The sequence below is a fragment of the Hyphococcus sp. D3-15 genome, from assembly GCF_055809375.1.
Map to the genome: position 1 here is coordinate 379917 of NZ_CM147910.1, position 18480 is coordinate 398396.

The 18480-nt window shown below is 61.0% G+C and carries 21 protein-coding genes; 8 read left to right on the forward strand and 13 right to left on the reverse strand.

The annotated features are described in order from the left end of the window. The first annotated feature begins 56 nt into the window (after positions 1-56). Positions 57-671, forward strand: coding sequence for a nicotinamide riboside transporter PnuC (gene pnuC / locus AC0L8G_RS01940; protein ID WP_473386298.1), 615 nt, complete (start codon positions 57-59; stop codon positions 669-671). Further along, positions 668-1234, forward strand: coding sequence for an AAA family ATPase (locus tag AC0L8G_RS01945; protein ID WP_473386299.1), 567 nt, complete (start codon positions 668-670; stop codon positions 1232-1234). Before pnuC ends, AC0L8G_RS01945 begins: the two co-directional genes overlap by 4 nt. 86 nt (positions 1235-1320) lie before the next feature. Here the strand turns inward: AC0L8G_RS01945 and AC0L8G_RS01950 are convergent, their stop codons facing one another. The 11 genes from AC0L8G_RS01950 to obgE all read right to left on the reverse strand — a co-directional run bounded on the left by AC0L8G_RS01950 (position 1321) and on the right by obgE (position 11986). Further along, the gene (locus AC0L8G_RS01950) at positions 1321-2265 is read right to left on the reverse strand and encodes a hypothetical protein (RefSeq protein WP_473386300.1); all 945 of its coding nucleotides are present in this window, start codon (positions 2263-2265) and stop codon (positions 1321-1323) included. Positions 2266-2360: 95 nt separating this feature from the next. After that, positions 2361-2582, reverse strand: coding sequence for a hypothetical protein (locus tag AC0L8G_RS01955; protein WP_473386301.1), 222 nt, complete (start codon positions 2580-2582; stop codon positions 2361-2363). A 25-nt stretch (positions 2583-2607) separates the two neighbouring features. After that, positions 2608-3294: an RluA family pseudouridine synthase gene (locus tag AC0L8G_RS01960; protein ID WP_473386302.1), complete on the reverse strand. Its 687-nt coding sequence runs from the start codon at positions 3292-3294 to the stop codon at positions 2608-2610. A 207-nt stretch (positions 3295-3501) separates the two neighbouring features. Next, positions 3502-4026, reverse strand: coding sequence for an RNA pyrophosphohydrolase (locus AC0L8G_RS01965; RefSeq protein ID WP_473386303.1), 525 nt, complete (start codon positions 4024-4026; stop codon positions 3502-3504). Positions 4027-4066: 40 nt separating this feature from the next. Next, on the reverse strand, positions 4067-5332 hold the full coding sequence (locus AC0L8G_RS01970; protein ID WP_473386304.1) for a divergent polysaccharide deacetylase family protein: 1266 nt from the start codon (positions 5330-5332) through the stop codon (positions 4067-4069). Positions 5333-5486: 154 nt separating this feature from the next. Then, complete coding sequence (locus tag AC0L8G_RS01975) at positions 5487-6890, reverse strand: S41 family peptidase (protein WP_473386305.1); 1404 nt, start codon at positions 6888-6890, stop codon at positions 5487-5489. 74 nt (positions 6891-6964) lie between these two features. After that, positions 6965-8134, reverse strand: a complete 1170-nt coding sequence (locus tag AC0L8G_RS01980; RefSeq protein WP_473386306.1) for a murein hydrolase activator EnvC family protein — start codon at positions 8132-8134, stop codon at positions 6965-6967. A 44-nt stretch (positions 8135-8178) separates the two neighbouring features. Next, positions 8179-8661, reverse strand: a complete 483-nt coding sequence (gene rlmH, locus AC0L8G_RS01985) for a 23S rRNA (pseudouridine(1915)-N(3))-methyltransferase RlmH (protein WP_473386307.1) — start codon at positions 8659-8661, stop codon at positions 8179-8181. A gap of 14 nt (positions 8662-8675) precedes the next feature. Beyond that, positions 8676-9038 carry a ribosome silencing factor gene (gene rsfS / locus AC0L8G_RS01990; RefSeq protein WP_473388940.1) on the reverse strand — a complete coding sequence of 121 codons (363 nt, stop codon included), beginning with the start codon at positions 9036-9038 and terminating at the stop codon, positions 8676-8678. A 183-nt stretch (positions 9039-9221) separates the two neighbouring features. Next, entirely contained in the window at positions 9222-10817 is a 1596-nt protein-coding gene (gene egtD / locus AC0L8G_RS01995) for an L-histidine N(alpha)-methyltransferase (RefSeq protein WP_473386308.1), read from the reverse strand. Between the two features lie 92 nt (positions 10818-10909). Next, a complete protein-coding gene (gene obgE / locus AC0L8G_RS02000) occupies positions 10910-11986 on the reverse strand; it encodes a GTPase ObgE (protein WP_473386309.1) in 1077 nt (358 codons plus the stop codon). A gap of 134 nt (positions 11987-12120) precedes the next feature. On the opposite strand from obgE, the gene AC0L8G_RS02005 reads away from it, so the two are divergent. The 5 genes from AC0L8G_RS02005 (at position 12121) to AC0L8G_RS02025 (ending at position 15664) form a co-directional block, all read left to right on the forward strand. Then, positions 12121-13221, forward strand: coding sequence for an NADH:flavin oxidoreductase (locus AC0L8G_RS02005; protein WP_473386310.1), 1101 nt, complete (start codon positions 12121-12123; stop codon positions 13219-13221). An 11-nt stretch (positions 13222-13232) separates the two neighbouring features. Continuing rightward, positions 13233-13904 (forward strand): glutathione S-transferase family protein, encoded by a 672-nt coding sequence (locus AC0L8G_RS02010; protein ID WP_473386311.1) that lies wholly within the window; start codon positions 13233-13235, stop codon positions 13902-13904. A gap of 99 nt (positions 13905-14003) precedes the next feature. Beyond that, positions 14004-14579 (forward strand): LolA family protein, encoded by a 576-nt coding sequence (locus AC0L8G_RS02015; protein ID WP_473386312.1) that lies wholly within the window; start codon positions 14004-14006, stop codon positions 14577-14579. Then, positions 14503-14766 (forward strand): hypothetical protein, encoded by a 264-nt coding sequence (locus tag AC0L8G_RS02020; protein WP_473388941.1) that lies wholly within the window; start codon positions 14503-14505, stop codon positions 14764-14766. Before AC0L8G_RS02015 ends, AC0L8G_RS02020 begins: the two co-directional genes overlap by 77 nt. 301 nt (positions 14767-15067) lie before the next feature. After that, entirely contained in the window at positions 15068-15664 is a 597-nt protein-coding gene (locus tag AC0L8G_RS02025; RefSeq protein WP_473386313.1) for a hypothetical protein, read from the forward strand. Here the strand turns inward: AC0L8G_RS02025 and AC0L8G_RS02030 are convergent. Further along, complete coding sequence (locus AC0L8G_RS02030) at positions 15651-16421, reverse strand: TSUP family transporter (protein ID WP_473386314.1); 771 nt, start codon at positions 16419-16421, stop codon at positions 15651-15653. The genes AC0L8G_RS02025 and AC0L8G_RS02030 overlap by 14 nt on opposite strands. Positions 16422-16571: 150 nt before the next feature. On the opposite strand from AC0L8G_RS02030, the gene xth reads away from it, so the two are divergent. Continuing rightward, a complete protein-coding gene (gene xth, locus AC0L8G_RS02035) occupies positions 16572-17375 on the forward strand; it encodes an exodeoxyribonuclease III (protein ID WP_473386315.1) in 804 nt (267 codons plus the stop codon). Here the strand turns inward: xth and AC0L8G_RS02040 are convergent. Beyond that, complete coding sequence (locus AC0L8G_RS02040) at positions 17370-18479, reverse strand: aminotransferase class V-fold PLP-dependent enzyme (RefSeq protein ID WP_473386316.1); 1110 nt, start codon at positions 18477-18479, stop codon at positions 17370-17372. The two genes, xth and AC0L8G_RS02040, sit on opposite strands and share 6 nt — an antisense overlap. Position 18480 lies beyond the last annotated feature (1 nt).

An 18480-nucleotide genomic window follows, 5' to 3' on the forward strand; every position in this document is an offset into this window, starting at 1 on the left:
TCTTTCGGGGGATCGCCGTTCATGCGCCATGCAGATGAAGCCTGCGCGCCGTTCTGATGGAAAACGCGCTGGACTTTCTGACCGCGATGATCGGCGCGCGCCCGATTGAGATCACCGCATTTTTTCTGGGTATCGCCAATATCGTGCTGCTCGCGCGCCGGTCGATCTGGAACTATCCGTTCGGCATCATCATGGTCTCGCTGTATGCGTGGGTCTTTTACGGCGCGAAGCTTTATTCCGACGTCATCCTGCAAGTGTTTTTCTTCGTCGTGCAGATCTATGGCTGGGCGCACTGGCTCGGCCGGCGCGACGCGGCGGGCCTCGTCATCGTCGAGCGCATCAGCCGCCGTGCAGGAATCGCCAGCGCCGCTGTCGCCATTGCGGGCGCCGCGCTGATGGGCACGCTTATGGCGCGCTTCACCGACGCGAGCTTTCCCTATTGGGATGCGTCGATCCTGTCGCTCAGCGTCGTCGCGCAGATCCTGCTGGCCCGGCGCATTCTGGAAAACTGGCTGGTCTGGATCGTGGTCGACGCCCTCGCCATCGGGCTTTATGCGACCAAGGGACTTTATCCCACCGCCGTGCTCTATGCGGTGTTTTTCATCATCGCCGCCATCGGCTATGTGGGCTGGCGGCGCGCATGGGCGCGCGGCGAGACGGTCGAAGCATGAGTGAGATGAAGCAACAGCGCCTGACCCTGCTCGGCCCGGAAAGCGTCGGCAAAACCACGCTGGCGGAGCGCCTCGCCCAGCGTTTCGCGACCCGCCTGGTGCCGGAATATGGCCGCATCTATGACGAGAAATACATGCAGAGCCGGTACAAGCACGGCAAGGGCTGGCGCGAGCAGGACCTGATCGCCATCGCCGAAACCCACGCAGTGATGCGCGACGCGCTGGCGCCCGACGCCGGGCCGCTGATCATCGAAGACACCGACGCGCTGATGACCGCCGTCTGGGCGGAATATCTGCTGGGCGCGCCGCTGGCGCGGCTGGAACGGCTGGCGCGGGAAAACCTCGCCGATCATTATCTGTTGCTCACGCCGGAAACACCGTGGACGGATGATGGCGTCAGATATGCGGGCAAGCAGGAAGAGCGCGAGTGGTTTTTCAACGCCGCGAAGGAGCGCCTCGATCTGTGGCGCGCGCCCTATACGATCATTTCAGGCAGCGACTGGGACGCGCGCGAAGCCCAGGCCGTAAGGGTGGCGGAGGAGATGTTGGGCGCTTCGTTATAGGCGCCCCTCTCCCCGCTCATCCCGGCGCAGGCCGGGATCCAGAAAACAAAAACTGCTCTAATCTCATGGATCCCCGCATTCACTACTTATGTAGCCATATTATGGGGGCCGACAAACTTAAACATAAACTGCAACTCCCAAGAGCCATCTGCTTTTCGTGCTTCTCCGGCATAGGCAGCTTCACAACAAAAAGTCGTTTCCCAAGTTTTACTCGACGTTGTGACGTCAGAGTATCTGGTTCGCCCACAAAGCACAATTTTCCGTTTCTTTTGCCGAAACGCCTGCAAATCCGGACCATCCATCATAACTGGAGTTGTGTTAAATGCTTGATTTGGGGCAAGTATGGATCGATCTCCTTCACGTGGAGGGGGCAATTTCTTGAATATTTCACTAGCGTCCTGATCTAATGAAATTGCATCAACGCGCACGTCAGAACTCAATATAAACGCAGGACTCCTTCCTGCATTTTTCCAACTCACGTAGAATATAACTTTAAGAGGTTGTTCAGGTGAAACAGAGTGCGCCGGATCCTCTCTAAAAACCCACGGCCTATCTCTCTCTAAAGAAGATATTGCCACCTTTGTTGCGCTTTCGGCCTCTCTGACCGCTTTCTGCGACGCCTCAAGCGTCAAATATAAGACTGCCAACCCCAATGCTGTCAGTATACCAATTACACTTGTCCAGTACGCCATTTTTTCCTGAGCGAGCAAGTCTGCGCCGTCGACAGTTTGAGCTAATTCAACACCCCCGCCCACTCCGTCACCCCGCACCTCGCCCGCACTATCATCACCGCCGCGCAGGAATTTCACTTGGCAATCAGCGTAACAAGTGACCTCGCTTTCGTAAGAAGCGCTCGCGGTTACCTGATTTGTATTGTCGGAGATTACAGATGGCGCGTCTGGCTCAAAAAAGAAAGCCAAACTCAACCCTACCGCTACCGCAAACATGACCCAAAGGGTACGACGCCGATCTTTCAACATAAACATTTTAAGATTGAATTCCTTCTCGGGGAAATATTCCACCCACACCATCAAAATTGCGCACGTGAAATTTCGCCGAGTTTTTCAGCAGGCAGACGGACTGTCACCCCCTAGCTTTTCCACACGGATTACGGGAATCGCGCCTTTCAAAATTCATCAAAAGTGATGAATTCTTTCATGAATCCCGCATTTGGTGCGGACTTATCCCCCACTTCTGAAACGGCCTTATCATCTCCCTCGCGTTGAGATGCGGCCCTAAAGCGACCCGCGCCTGACCCATGACGGGCGGCGCCATCATGAAAGCCCGAAGGCTCTTTCAGCGTCAGGCAGGAAGGCATGATCGCCTGTCCTGTCGGGCTCTTTGACATTGTGAAAACTTCCGGGGAACGCGGCCTATTCTATTCCGAGATCGGAAAGAACAGTCTGCATCGCCCCGGGCGGCGGCGCCTCGGCGACGACCGGCTCCTTGTTTTTGGAGATCGGCACGATGAGGCGGCGCGCATGCAGCATCATCGGCTGCGCGCGATCTTCAGGCGATAAGTCCCCATACTGAGGATCGCCGAGGATTGGCGCGCCGAGCGAGGCGAGATGCACGCGGATCTGGTGGGTGCGCCCGGTTTTCGGTTTCGCCTCGATGACCGCGCGCCCGTCTTTCTGCGCGATGACGCGATAGGTGGTGACCGCGTTCTGCCCGTCTTCTGCGATAACCACGGTCCAGCCGGAGCCGCGGGATTCCTTCTTCAGCGGCGCATCGATGGTTCCCGACAGCTTTTCAGGAACGCCTTTGGTGATCGCCCAATAGGTCTTTTCCACCGCGCCGCCGGAAAACAGCTTGCCCAGCTTGCGCAAGGCTTTGGGGTGGCGGCCCAGCGCCAGACAGCCCGACGTGTCGCGGTCGAGGCGATGGGCGAGCGCGGGCGGGCGCGGCAGCCCGAAGCGCAAGGCGTCGAAATAATTTTCAAGATTATCGCCGCCCGCCGGACCGCCATGAACCGGCAAGCCCGCCGGCTTGTCGATGATCAACATCAAGCCGTCGCGATAAAGCAGCCGGTCGAGAAGGAAATCCGCGTTATACGGCATTGGATAGGTCTTGAATTTTTCCGGGTGCGGGCAAATTCACCCCCACCCGAAAGCGCTGGCGCACTTTCGACCTCCCCTCAAGGGGGAGGTAAAGGGCCGGACCTGGCGCAACACTCACCTCCCCCTCGAGGGGAGGTCAAAACGGCATCGCCGTTTTGGGTGGGGGGAAATAAGCTTTACCCTCAGGATGAAGCGATCCTTTTCCATCTATTGCTGCGCGCGAATATAATCGCGCAGGGGCGCGAGGCCGGCGACAAGATCTTCATAGACCACGCGCTTGAACGGCACGATGAGCTCCGGCGTTTCTTCCAGCTCGCCCCAGCGCCAGTCGTCAAATTCCTGATGATCGTCGGCGGCGATGTCGATATCGCTGTCGGCGCCGGTGAACAGCATCGCCGCCCATTTCTGGCGCTGGCCGCGCCAGTCCTTTTTCTTGTAGCCCGGCGGAAAATTATAGGCGAGCCAGCCCGGCGTCATCATCAGCAACTGGACTTTTGATTGCTTGACGCCGGTTTCTTCCTGCAATTCGCGATAGGCGGCCGCCTCAAAGCTCTCGCCCTTGTCGATGCCGCCCTGGGGGAACTGCCAGCGGAAGTCATTCGGCCGGTCGGCGAATTCAGACAGGTCGGAGAAATCCGTGACCCGGCGGCCGATCCATACGCGGCCGTCGCGATTGAACAGGACGACGCCCACATTGGGCCGATATTGCTTGAGAAAATTCTTCTGGCTCATCACGCAACCTCTCGCGAGCGGGAGGCTCGCTCGGGCACCCTTAGCGGGATGCGGCTGCGGTTCGCAAGAGCGAGGAGGCGGGCGCATTGGCGTAGCCCTTCGCTTCCAACGATTTCGTCCATTGCGCCAGCTCGTCAATCGTCGCCGCATAGGCGTAAGTCTTGCCGAGCGCGAAGCCGTCGCGTTCGGCGATCTGTTCGAGTTGAGCGAGTTCGCGCTTCACCGCGCGCAGATCCGCATCGTCAGCGGCGGCGGGGATCATGCGCGAGACCATGGCCATGGCGATGCCGGTTTGCGCGCCCGCGCGGGTCGCCGCGCCGGTATCGTCGATATAGCCGACGCCGGCATCCTTGAGGCGGTTGAGCACTGGCGCCATGGCGTCTTCATTGGCGGAGAATTTCGCGCCGAGATAATTCGTCGCCGCCACATAGGCGCCGAAACGCGCCATCAGCCAATCAAGGCGCTGGAGATTTTCCTGCTCGCTGCGCGATGACAACAACGCGGCGGCGCCAAGCGCCTGGTTGTTGGCGCCATAGCCTTCCATCGGCAATTCGATCAGCACTTCATGACCGGCAAGGCGGGCCTTGCGGGTCCAGAAGTCAAGATTTTTCGCATAGGGGGCAAAGGAGAGCGAGACCTCCGGCGGCAGATCGTCAATCGCGCGCTCCGTCACGGCTGCGTTCAGGCCCAATCCGCCAACAATGATGGCGATGCGCGGGCTTGAACGATCGCCTTCAAAGCTGCGCGCATAATAGCGCATCGCCTTGCGGCCGTCGGGCGCGATGCGCGGGATTTGCCCCAGCGCGGTATTGCTCAAAAGCGCCGCATCGGGATCGGGGATCGCGCGGACCGGCGGGGTCAGCGACGCAGTGCGCGCCTCGACCGCCTGGTTTTTATGGCCGGCGATGGTGATGACGACTTCGCCATCGGGATCATCCTCGCCATATAGCGCGTCATCATCATAGAGCGGGTCTTCTTCATTTTCCGCATAAAGATCGTTTTCGCCGGGATAGATCAGGGTCAGCCCGTCTTCGGCGTCTTCGCCTTCAAGGCTGTCCATCATCGGCGGTTCTTCAAGGACCGCCGGCGCGGCGATGCGTTCTTCCGTATGGGGGGTGGCGACCTCCGGGGCGCGGGCGAGACGTTCGACCTGATCGACCGGCAGCGCGATACGCTGCGCGCCCTCGCCGCTGCGCGAGGCATGGACAAAATAGCTCGCCCCGCCAGCAAGAATGGCGAAAGCGCCCAGCCACGCCATAGTGAGGCGGCTGATAACCGGCGTCTTCAATCGTTTGCGGCGGTGCATTCCGTTTCGCCTGCTTTCGCCCATGCGCCAAACACCACGCCCAGGGGCGGGCGCGGCCTTCCAACCGGCAACTTACGAAAAACACAGTTAACCAAATGAAAACGGGGCCCGCCCGGGACCCCGTTTTAATGTTCAGACAGGCATATAAGCCGGATTATTCGGTCCGGGTCTCGCCCGCATGGGCCAGCGCCTGATTATAGGTGGTCGCATCGGCGAGAATTTCCAGCGCGCGGTTGAGCTGGCAATCCTCAGGGGTTTTGCCGTCTTCCTTGAAGGGGCACAGCACCGGCTCGACTTTCGGCGCGTCCAGCGAGGCGGCGGCCTTTTCTTCCACGGGATCTTCCTCGGCGACATCAAGGGCGCCCGGCAGGTCTTTTTCACCCGGACGCTCAGCCACATCATCCTGACCCGGATAGATCAGCGGCATGGCGATATCGGGATCGATGCCATGGGCCTGAATGGAGCGGCCGGACGGCGTGTAATAACGCTGGGTGGTGAGGCGCAACGCGCCCTGCAAGCCATTTTGCAGCGGGATCACGGTCTGCACCGAGCCCTTGCCGAAGGACCGCGTGCCGAGCAACAGCGCGCGATTGCGATCCTGCAGCGCGCCGGCGACGATCTCCGACGCTGAGGCCGAACCGCCATTGATCAACACGACAATCGGCTTGCCGTTAAACTTGTCGCCGGGGGTGCCCATTTCGCGCATGGAATCGCGCGGGCGGCGGCCACGGGTCGACACAATTTCACCGCCGGTCAGGAATGTGTCGGAGACCGCCACCGCCTGATCGAGGAGCCCGCCGGGATTCCAGCGCAGATCGAGCACCAGGCCCTTCGCGCCGCCGGGGATTTCCTTTTCGAATTCCTTCAGCGCTTTGAGAATGCCGGCTTCGGTCTGCTCGCTGAAGGTCGAGATGCGGATATAGCCGAAATCGCCTTCGATCCGTGAACGCACCGACTGCACTTTCACAATATCGCGGACGATGGTGACATCGAACGGCTCTTTGGTGCGGTCGCGCACCACGGCGATTTCGACTTTGGTGCCTTTTTCGCCTTTGAGCTTGGAGATCGCTTCATCAATCGACAGGCCCAGCACTTCCGTGCCGTCGATTTCAACGATGAGGTCGTCGGTCTGAATGCCCGCGCGCTGCGCCGGGGTTTCGTCAATCGGCGCGACGACTTTCACATAGCCCTTGTCGGGGCCTTCATTGTCCATCGTCACTTCGATGCCGAGACCGGCGAAGGAGCCGCGCGTCTGCTCTTGCATGGTGCGGTAATTTTCCGCCGTCAGATAGCTCGAATGCGGGTCGAGCGTATTCAGCATGCCGTCAATGGCGCCCTTGATCAGATCGGCGTCATCGGGATCGGCGACGTAATTTTCGTGCACCTGCTCGAAGACCTCGCCGAAGAGGTCGAGCTGGCGGAATGTGTCTGCGGAGATCGAGGCGCGCGCGAAAACCGCGCTGGACAGGGCGCCGAACACCAGCGCGCCGCCGCAGGCCGCAGCGATCATCGCGCCGCCGGAATAGCGTCTGCCGCCGGAGCGCGAATTCCCGGACATCGAGGACTGGGAGCGGAGAGCGGATTTGGGGCTTTTCACCATCAGTAATCTACACCTTAAATTTCGGGCCTGACCTACATCAGGCTGTCGATAGTTTTGCGCGAGAGCCACAACGCCGGGTTAACAGGCTCACCATTTTTGCGGACTTCAAGGTCCAGCGACGCCCCCGCGCCGGCCATTTCCGCCACCGGCTCTCCGGCCGTGATACGCTGATGTTCGCTCACCAGAATCCGGCCGACGCCTATTAACAATATATGGTAGCCTTCGCCCACGTCCAGAACGATCATATTGCCCACGGGCTGCCAATCCTGAGCAAAAGCCACCCGCCCCTCAAAGGGAGCGGTCACAATGGCTTGATCTCGCACGGAAAACCGCAGTCCCTCGAAATTCCCGCCTTCCGGCCGGGATTTTCCGAAACTTCCTGTTAACCGTCCCGCCACCGGGGCCCGCAGCGCGCCAAGCGCATCGCTGAAGGCCTTGGCGGTCAGCACCGGCTCCGGCGCGACCCGCTTGATCGACGGCAGGTTCGGCGTCGCAGAGATCACCGGGACCTCTTCTTTCGGGGCCGGGGGTTTCAGGCGCGGCGTGATGGAATGGGCAAATCGCGACAGGCGCTCGATCATTTCCCGCAAGGTGGAAGCCTCGGCGGCGATGCGCGCGGTCTCACGCTGGGCCGAGGCGGCGAGCGCTTCGGCGACATCGCGCTCTTTTTCCTTTTGCGCCATCAGATCGGCGAGCACATCGCGACGCGAAGCGAGCTTTTCATTTTCCGAGGCGAAACTCGCCCGGTCCCTGGCGAGCTCCGTCGCGAGTTCGGACAGGCGATCAATCGCACTGCGCAAGCGCGCCGCCCGCGCCTCGACTTCCGGCGCCGCATCAGACAGCAGCATCGCCGCCCGCGCCGCCTTGTTGGCGTCTTCCGGCGAGACCAGCAAAGCCGGCGGGCGCGACAATTCCAGCGACTGCAACGCGGCCAGCACTTCAGACAGATTGGCGCTTTCCTTGCGCAGGGCGGCCTCGGCCTCGGCCTTTTCGGTTTCCAGCTCTGCGATCGATTCTTCAAGATCGACGATCTTGCGTTCGGATTCCTGAATCGAATTCGCGGTCTCGATCAGGCTGTTTCGGAGCGCCGCGACTTCGCGCTGTTTCGCCGCCGCTTCACTGCGCAGCCGCTTTTCTTCTTCCGCACGCTCTTTCAGTTGCTTTTCGACCTTTTCAAGGTCGTGCTGCGGCGCCTGCGCCATTACAGGCGCGCACCAGAGCAAAGGCAGCAATGCAAAACGCCATTTCATGAGCGGTGATAGGGGTGGCCGGACAATATCGTCATCGCCCGGTATATTTGCTCCGCCAGCATCGCCCTGACAAGCATATGCGGCCAGGTCGCCGCGCCAAAAGAGACAAGCCGGCTGGCGCGCGCGCGCACCGCGTCGCTATGGCCATCCGCGCCGCCAATGGCAAAGGCCGCACCAGGCGCGCCCTCGTCACGCATGCGCCCAAGCAGCGACGCTAGTTTTTCGCTGGAAAGGTTTTCCCCACGCTCATCGAGGGCGATCAGTACGGCGCCGTCGGAAATAGTTTTCAACAGAAGTTCGCCTTCGCGCTTTTTCAGCGCCTCGCCGGAAAGCGCCTTGGGCGCATCCTGTTCACTCAGGGAGACATCTGAAAAGCCGATGCGCTTGCCGAAGCCGCGCGCGCGGTCGAGATAGTCCTCGACCATCGCCGCCTCGGGGCCGCCGCGTTTCTTTCCGATGGCGGCGATCTCAATCCGCATTGCAGTCTGGCGCCTTAGGCGTTGGTCTTGTCCGGCGCATGCGCCGCCTCGGACCAGACGCGCTCAAGATTATAGAACTCGCGAACTTCCGGCCGGAACAGATGGACAATGACATCTTCCGCGTCGATCAGCACCCAGTCGCACGCCGTCGCGCCCTCAACCCGCACGCGGGAGAGCCCGGCCTCTTTCAGGCGGGTGACGACCTTGCCGGCCATTGCGCCCACATGGCGTTGCGATCGCCCGGAGGCGACCACCATAGCGTCGGCGATGTCTGACTTTCCCTCAAGCGAGATGGTCACGACATTTTCCGCTTTGTCGTCGTCAAGCTCTTGAAGAATGAGGGACAAAATCTTTTGGCTACGCTGCTCGGGCGACAGGTTTGAAAGTTCGCTTTCGCCTTCTTCCAACCCGGCTTGCCCTCTTGCGAGCCCCAATGCGGCCTTTTCCGCGGCCGCGGCGCCATGCTGTACGTTCAGCTCCGGTCTCCATACGCTGCGCGGGCATTCCCCGCAGGTCAGATATAGGCCCGTTCCGGGGTCCCTCCAACCGGGCGCGCCAATTTATTTGTTGCTCAAAAGGCACGCCGCGAACCAGCCCTTGGGGTCGGTCCAGGTTTTCTCAAGCCGCCAGGGGGTTTGGTTAACAAGCGCTTGCAGCTTTTCGACCGTGAATTTGTGGGAATTTTCCGAATGCAGAGTCTCGCCCGCATCGAAAGAAAAAACCTTCCCGTCGATGGCTATCTCGGTCGGGCGCAGCGCGCGCAGATGCATTTCGATCCGGTCTTCGACATCATTGTAAAACGCGTAATGTTCAAAATCGTCAGGATTGAGCCGTGCGCCAAGCTCCGCCTTCATCCGTGTCAGGAGGTTCATGTTGAACGCCGCAGTGACGCCGCGCGCATCATTATAGGCCGCTTCCAAAACCGCCTTGTCTTTCACCAGATCGACGCCGATCAAAAACTGCGCATCGGGCCCCAGCGTATCGGCGGCGCGATTTAAAAAAGCGGTCGCCGCATCACGCGACATATTGCCGAGCGTCGAGCCGGGAAAGTAACCGAGCCAATGGCTGGGCGCAGGCAACAAATCCCTGGGCAAGGTGATCGGCGAATGAAAATCCGCGCAGATCGCCGCAACCGGCACCGGCAACACATCCGCCATCGCCGATGCGCTTTCCAGCAAGTGATCGCGCGAAATATCCATCGCCACATAGGCCGCCGGGCTGTCGAGCCCGCTCACCAGCCATTCGATTTTTTCGCTTGAGCCAGAGCCATATTCAAAGATCGCCGCGCCCGGCCCGATGGCGTCGGTGATCTCTGCTGCGTTATCGACGAATACGGATTTTTCAGTCCGCGTCGGATAATATTCTTCAACTTCCGTAATCTGATTAAACAGCTTGGAGCCATATTCATCGTAGAAATATTTCGGCGAAATCGACTTCGGCGTTTTTGAAAGTCCGGTGATCGCATCTTCACGGAAGTCACCGAGATCAGGATGCAAATCGAGAAAATAGGTAAGCGCGCCGCAAGGGGCGATCAGATCATCTTCACTAGCGGTTTGTTTCAGATGTTGGATGTTTCTGCTCCTGATGGACGTTGACGAAAGAGTGTTCTGCGTATCCGGGAAGAACACCCAGGCAGGGGGTTCGGTTTCACAAATCGACATCGCGTCGTCGGGACTGACGCGAAACGCCGCCAGCGCGGTCGCCGCTTCGCTTTCCAGCGCCGCGGTTTCATGGCCGGGCCGGTTGAACACCGCGAAAGGCGCGGCCTGCGCGATATGGCGCCAGTCGCGCCAGCGGTGAAAATTCTCAAGCCCGTCCGCGCCCATCAGCCAGACAAAAGCGGTGTGCGGGTTGAGCGCCTTCAGCGCGTCGATCGTATCGGCGGTGTATGTCAAATTCTTGCGACGCTCGAAATCGCTGACGACGATATCGGGATGATGGGCGACCGCCCGCGCAAGCCGCAGCCGGTCTTCGTAACCGGCGTAAATCTCCGGATCTTTCAGCGGATTGCCCGGCGTCACCAGCCACCAGACCGCATCGAGGCCCAGCCGGTCGAGCGCGGCCAGCGAGATTTCGCGATGGCCCTGATGGGGAGGATTAAAGGAGCCGCCCAAAAGCCCGATACGGCGGCGCTCAATGTTGTTGCTGGACGGCAAACGAGGCCCCGGCTGCTGACGGCGCAGACTACTTAGAGGTTGCGCGGGTGGATTCCAACCGCCCGGCTGCACAACGCGCCATCAAAGCTGCGTTACGGGGTCCAGCCCTCATCCTCTTCGTCGTCTTCTGCTTCCGGTTCCGGCGCGGGCGCCGGCGCGACGGGCGCATTGGCTTTGCGCGCGGCGGCGGCGAGCGCCATGAGTTTATGGAGCAAGGGCGGCAGACCGGCGCCGCTGGCGCCTGACACGGCATGCACTTCAACGCCGGCGGCCTGTTCCAGCTCGCCCTTGCGCGCTTCAATCTCTTCCGGCGTCAATGCGTCGATCTTGTTGAGCACGACGATTTCCGATTTGTCCGCCAGCCCCTCGCCATAGGCCTTGAGCTCGCCGCGCACTGTCCGATAGGCGCCGGCCACGTCTTCCTGCGTGCCGTCGACAAGATGCAACAGCGCCGCGCAGCGTTCCACATGGCCGAGGAAGCGGTCGCCGATCCCGGCGCCTTCATGGGCGCCTTCGATCAAGCCGGGAATATCGGCGAGCACAAAGCTCTGCCCTTCGCCGACGCGCACCACGCCGAGATTGGGATGAAGCGTCGTGAACGGATAATCGGCGATCTTCGGTTTCGCCGCGGACACCGCCGCGAGGAATGTAGACTTGCCCGCATTGGGCAGGCCCACGAGCCCGATATCGGCGATCAGTTTGAGGCGCAGCCAGATCGTGCGTTGTTCGCCGGGCTGGCCCGGATTGGCGCGGCGCGGCGCGCGATTGGTCGAAGATTTGAAGCGCGCATTGCCGAAGCCGCCATTGCCGCCTTTGGCGAGCAGCACGCGCTCGCCGGGAAAATCGAGATCGGCGATCAGCGTTTCTTCGTCTTCTTCAAAAATCTGGGTGCCCACCGGCACCTTGACCACCAGATCTTCCGCCGAAGAGCCGGTGCGGTTCGAGCCTTCGCCCGGGCGGCCATTATCGGCGCGGAAATGCTGCTGGTAGCGATAGTCGATCAGCGTGTTGAGATTTTCGACCGCCTCGGCCCAGACATGGCCGCCCGCGCCGCCATCGCCGCCATTGGGGCCGCCAAATTCGATAAATTTCTCCCGCCGGAATGACAGACAGCCATTACCGCCAGCACCGCTCTGGACATAGATTTTCGTACGATCGAGGAATTTCATTCGCGCCATCTACACGCCCGGCGCCGCCGGGCCAACCGGATTCTCAACTCTCTGCGATGTCCAGGTGTGTTTTCTTCTCGCGGCCTTTATGGTCCGCGCCCACAACCGCCAGAAAGAAAGCCCGTAAAACACCCATGACAGACACGCATATTCTCTTCGACCCGATCAACCTTAACGGCTTCGCCCTGCCCAATCGCATCGTCATGGCGCCGATGACGCGGAGCTTTTCGCCGGGCAATGTGCCGGGCGAGGATGTGGCCGCCTATTACCGCCGCCGCGCAGAAGGCGGCGTCGGGCTGATCCTGTCCGAAGGCGTTTCGACCAACACGACCACCGCATCGGGCACGCCGAATGTGCCGAATATCGTGACGGATGAAGCCAAAGCCGGCTGGAAGCGCGTCATTGACGACGTGCACAAGGCGGGCGGCAAGATGGGCTTGCAGCTCTGGCATGAAGGGCCCTATCGCAATCCGGCCAAATCTCAGCACCCGGACATTCCGTCCTGGTCCGCTTCGGGGATCAAGGTTCCCGGCAAGGAGCTGTGGGCGCCGATGAGCGAAGCAGAGATCGAAACCGCGATCACCGAATTTGTCGACGCCGCCGTCGCCTCGAAAGAATTGGGATTTGATTGCGTCGAGTTTCACGGCGCCCATTCCTATTTGATCGACAGCTTTTTCTGGGCCCAGAGCAATCTGCGGGACGACAAATGGGGCGGCGACTGGATCGGGCGCACGGCGCTAGCTTGCGAGATAATCCGCCGCACGCGCGAAAAAGTCGGTTCGGACTTCCCGTTGATCATCCGCCTGTCGCAATGGAAGCAACAGGACTTCGCAGCGAAAGTCGCGGCGAGCCCCGCCGAGATGGAACAATGGCTGGCGCCCATGGTCGAAGCCGGGATCGACATTTTCCACCTGTCGCAGCGGCGTTTCTGGGAACCGGCCTTTGAAGGATCGGACCTCAACGACGCCGGCTGGGCGAAGAAGCTCACCGGCAAGCCGGCGATCTCGGTCGGTTCTGTCGGGCTTTCCGGCGAGTTCACCGCCGCCTATGCGGGCGAAGCCTCGGAACCGGCAAGCCTTGACCGGCTGGTGGAAATGCTGACCCGCGAAGAGTTCGACTTGATCGCCGTCGGCCGCGCGCTTCTGCAAGATGCGGACTGGGCGCAGAAAATTCGCGACGGCCGTAAAGACGAGTTGATGACGTTCACCAAAGACGCGCTCGCAAAACTTTATTAGGAACCTTCCTTATGCTGATTGTTCACCATCTCGAAAACTCACGCTCGCAGCGCATCCTCTGGCTGCTCGAGGAGCTCGGCGCGGCATATGAGATCAAGCGCTATGAGCGGGACAAGAAAACCAATCTGGCACCGCCGGAACTGATCGCCGTGCACCCGCTCGGCAAGTCGCCGGTGATCGAAGATAATGGCCAGATCATCGCTGAAACCGGGGCGATCATCGATTACATCCTTGACCATTACGGGCAGGGGAAATTGCGCCCGCAAGCGGGGACGCCAGCCTTTGAAAGCCACCGCTACTGGATGTATGCGGCGGAAGGCACCTATATGCCGCCGCTGGTGTTCACGCTGTTCCTCAACCGCATGGAGACCGCGCCGATGCCGTTTTTCGCGCGGCCCATCGCCAAAAAACTGGTGGCGGCGGTGCGCGAGGGCTATCTCAACCACACCATGAAGGCGCAATATGATTATCTGGAATCCGCGCTGGAGAAGTCGCCCTGGCTCGCCGGCGACGAGCTTGGCGCCGCCGACATCATTATGAGCTTTCCGGTGGAGGCGTTTTCATCGCGCGCCGCCGACGCCGACGCCTATCCCAATATCGCCGCCTATCTGATGCGGCTGCAGGCGCGCCCGGCCTATCTGCGCGCGCTGGAGCGCGGCGGGCCATACGCGCTGATGCGATAACGATTTCGTGCGTGACCGCCACGCGGGCGCCTTAATCGAGACTTTCTTTGGACGCCGGTGTTTCCTAGATATGGGGCCTGGATAGCTGGAGTTTGAGCCATGAGTCTTGCGGTGATGTCCGCCATTTCGCTGATCTGCCTTGACGGCGCGCTCGCCGCGCGTCCGCTGCCGGTCGCGCCCGCGATGACGACGGTGGCGACGGCTGTCGCCGCCGCGCAGGAAACCGCGCCAGTGACCAAGCAGGCCCCGCCCGAAGCCCTGCCCGAGGCGGAGGAAGTTTCCGTTGAGGAAGTCTTCAACGACCCGCTGGTCTTCGCTGAGGACAGCGACGAGGCTGTCGCCGCCAAACTCATTTCCTATATCGAAAATCTCGACACCATGAAGGGTGACTTCACGCAGGTGGCGCCGTCAGGCGCGATCTCCGACGGGAAGTTCTACCTGCGCCGGCCGGGTTTTCTGCGTTTCGACTACGAGCCGCCGACGCCGCTGCTGCTCGTCGCCAATGGCGGCATGGTCTATGTGCATGACGATCTCGCTCGACACCACGGATTCCTATCCGGTCGGGAAAACGCCGCTGAAATTTCTGCTCGGCAAAAAAATCGATCTCGACGACGCAAAAGTCGTTCACGTCGATCGCGGCGTCGACAATGTTGCGGTCACTTTTTCGTCAACTGATGAAGAAACCGAAGGCGAAATCACCTTGATCGCCAACGCGCCCGACTTTGTTTTGCGGCGCTGGATCGTCCGCGATTTGCAGGGCGGGGTCACCGTTGTGACGCTAAACAACGTGGAATCAGGCATGAAGATCGCCACCAGCCTGTTCCGGGCGCCGGAGGCCGGCGGGCGATTTCTGGACAGATAAATGTCCCGCTTCGGCATGTTTGCCATTTTGTAACAGAGTCACACGCAAGTTTTTTCTCGCTGATCTATTGAAAAGTTGCCTCATGATGCGTTAATGTAACAGTACGCGATGGGCATCATAGTTGGGCCGGCGTTGCCCCCCCGCTTGCAGGCCCGACAAGCCGATCGCGTCGCCGGAATATCCCCTCCCGGCGTAGGCGCAACAGCGCAGCTTGGCGTCCGATCTGAGAAGGTCGGACGCCTTTTTTTGGCCCTTTCACCAGAGCGCCGCAGTCGCTACATGCGGGGCGAAGGGATCTTTCATGGACGAAACCGAACTTGAAGCGCTGGAGCGCGAATTGCCCGGACTGGCGCGGCTGTCCCGCTTCGCCCGCTCTCTCGACCGGATCCCGTGGTTCGCCAATATCGGTGAACCGCTGACCCCCGGCGCGAAGGCGGCCGCACAGGATTTTTGCGCCGGGCTGGGCTTTCCCGATGCGGATATCGCCATGCTGCTCGACTGGGAAGACGCGGCCAATGTCGCCGAAAGCCTCGACTGGCAGAGCGCCAGCTGGGAGGCGGAGGAATCCCTGCGCGCTGATCTGACGGGCCGCGCCCTCGACATCCTGTCCGAAGACGCGCTGCGGATCGGCATGATGCTGATCGCCGAAAAAGTCTCCGACCCCGCCAAGGACGCGGTGGAGGAGCTCTCCTATCTCAGCGATCTCGACGATGAGCAGATCAAGACGTTATGCGTCGGCGCGGCGGTGCAGGCCGCCAATGGCGCAGCGCTGGCGCTGATCGCCGCCGAAAACAGCGACTTCGACGCCGAGAACCACCCGCTGGCGGCGAAATTCCGTCTGTTCGAATTCGGCCGCTGGCCGGTGTCGATCACCGGCTCGTCCTTCAACCTGTTCTGAACTCGGCAAGCGCCGCCACAAGCAGATAGGCTGCAATCGCGGTCAGGATGACCTTGAAGCCGCGCCGGAACGTCTCCTCCGGCATGGCGCGCAGATAATGCGTGCCCGCATAGGTGCCGGCGAAACCGGACAGCAAGATCGCGCCGATCAGCCAGGCCCATGCGCCATAGGCGAAGCCCAGCAAGCCGAAGGCGACGATCTTGAAAACATGCTGGATCACCATGGCGGCGGCGTGGGTGGCGACGATATTGAGCCGGGTCAGTCCCGCGACGGACAGCATCGCGGCCACGATCGGCCCGGTCGCGCCGAAAAACATCGTCAATATGCCAGTGACAATGCCCGTGAAAAAGAAACTCAAATGGCCGGGCGCGAACCCCTTGAGCTTTGGCCCCCACAGGGTCCAGAGCACAAACAGGCCGACCCCGCCCCGCAGCAGCCAGACCGGCGCCTCGACCGCCATCCGGCCGCCAATCGCCGCCCCGATCAGCCCGCCAAGGCTGAACCAGAGGACGATGCGCCAGACCACTTCCTTGCGCTGAAGATAGAAGCGGCCGCCATTCGCGCCGGCCTGCGCCGCCCCATGCACCGGCACGACTGCCGCCGCCGGAAAAAGCGCGCTCATGATCGCCAACAGCGCCAGACCGCCGCCGAGCCCGAAAGCGGCGGTGATCGCGGCGGTGAAAAAACTGACGAAAACGACCAGCCCCGCCGCCCAGAGCGGCACGGCGTCAGGCAAAAATCCGGCAAAAAACTCCATCGGCCCCGCTCCTACGCCGCTTCAAGCGCGCCAGCAATGCGCCCGGCCTGTGTGGCCTTCAAACCTGTCCCCCTCCTGTCTTGACGGTCCGGCGCCCTGCCCGTATGGCGGGCCCTGCACCCTTCCTCCCGGCCAGCGAGCGCGTTTTCAATGAAAATCACCACCTGGAACATCAATTCCGTCCGTCTACGGATTGATCTCGTTACGCGATTCCTGAAAGAAGAAGCGCCGGATGTGTTGTGCCTGCAGGAAATCAAATGCCTGGAGGACGCCTTTCCCGCAAAAGCCTTCACCGCCGCCGGCTATGAACATCACGCCATTTCTGGACAGTCCGGCTATCACGGCGTCGCCATCGTCTCGAAACTGCCGCTGAAGAATATTGAAAAGCGCGAATTCTGCGCCAAGGGCGACGCCCGCCATATCGCCGCGAGCCTGCCCGGCGGCTATCGCGTGCATAATTTTTATGTGCCTGCGGGCGGCGATGAACCGGACCCGAAAAAGAACGAGAAATTCGCCCACAAGCTCGCCTTCCTCGACGAGATGACGGACTGGTTCTCCGCGCTGGCGCCGCGCTCGAAGGCCATTCTGGTCGGCGATCTCAATATCGCCCCCAACGAGCATGATGTGTGGTCCCACAAACAGCTACTGAAAGTCGTGTCGCACACGCCGGTCGAGGTGGAGCGGCTCAGCAAAGTCATCGACTCCCATGGCTGGATCGACGTGGCGCGCGAACTCGTGCCGGAACCGGAAAAACTTTATACGTGGTGGTCTTACCGCGCGAAGGACTGGCGCGCCTCCAATCGCGGGCGCCGCCTCGATCATATCTGGGTCAGCCCGGCGTTGAAGAAACCGGCGCTGTCTCTGGGCCGCGACGCATACACCATTCACGATCACGCCCGAAGCTGGGAACGCCCGTCGGATCACGCGCCGGTGTCGCTGAAATTCGATCTATAAATAAGGCTCGATCGCCGCAACCAGCGCGTCGATGTCTTTTTCATCATTATAAAGATGAACCGACACGCGCACCGCGCCAAGGCGCGTGTCATGGCCGACGCCCGCACTCGCAAGCGCCGCCGCTGCTGCATCATAGTCATTAACGCGGATCAGCGCGCCGGAGCCGCGCGCGCCCTGTTTCGTCGTCGACAAAAACGCCTCGCGCGGCAAGGCGTCGAACAACCGCGACAGCAATTTCTGGTTATGGGCATAGACTGCATCGACGCCATGAGCGTTGATCAGCGCATGACCCGCCGCCGCGCCGGCGAAGGGCGCGATGGACGGGGTGCCGCCGGTGAAGCGCGCCGCGCCCGGCGCATAATCGAAGTGATGAATGTCGAACTCAAACGGGTCCGCATGAGAGAACCAGCCCACATCCAGCGGCTTGCATGCAGCCGCGGTTTCCGGGTCCGCCCATAAAAACGCCGCGCCGGCGCCGCCGCAAAGATATTTTAAAGACGTGCCCACCGCAAAATCCGGTCGCCATTGATTGAGGCGCACCGGCGTCGTCCCCGCCGCCTGGGCCACGTCGAGCAGTGAAAAAACCCCTGCGGCGCGGGCTCTTTTGGCAATCTCGGCGGATGGCGCCAGCACCGAACTGTTCGAATAAACCTGTGTCGCGACGATCAGTTGCACATCATCGGCGAAAGCGCGCGACCAGGCGTCCGGATCGGCGAGACTTTCGCCGCCGGGTAAAAACACCAGCTCATAGCCCCGGCGCGCGCCCTGTTCGAGCGCGAAGCCGACAGTCGGAAAATCATCTTCGGTGAGAACGATTTTATTACGCCCCGCGCGCTCCGGCAGGGAGAACAGAATTTTCGCGATGCCGCTGGAAACATTTCCCTGCGGCGCGATGTCTTGCGGGTCAGCGCCAAGGATCGGCGCAAGCCCCGCCTTGAACCGGTCAAGCGCATCAAACCATGGCCCCCAGACATTGAAGCCTTCCGTACGCCACGGATCGGCATAGCCCTGCGCCATGGTTTGCGCCCACGCCTTTGGCTGCGCGCCAACGGAATGCGAAAGGAAATAATGTTTTCCCGGCAGGTGAAATTTGTCCGCGTCCATT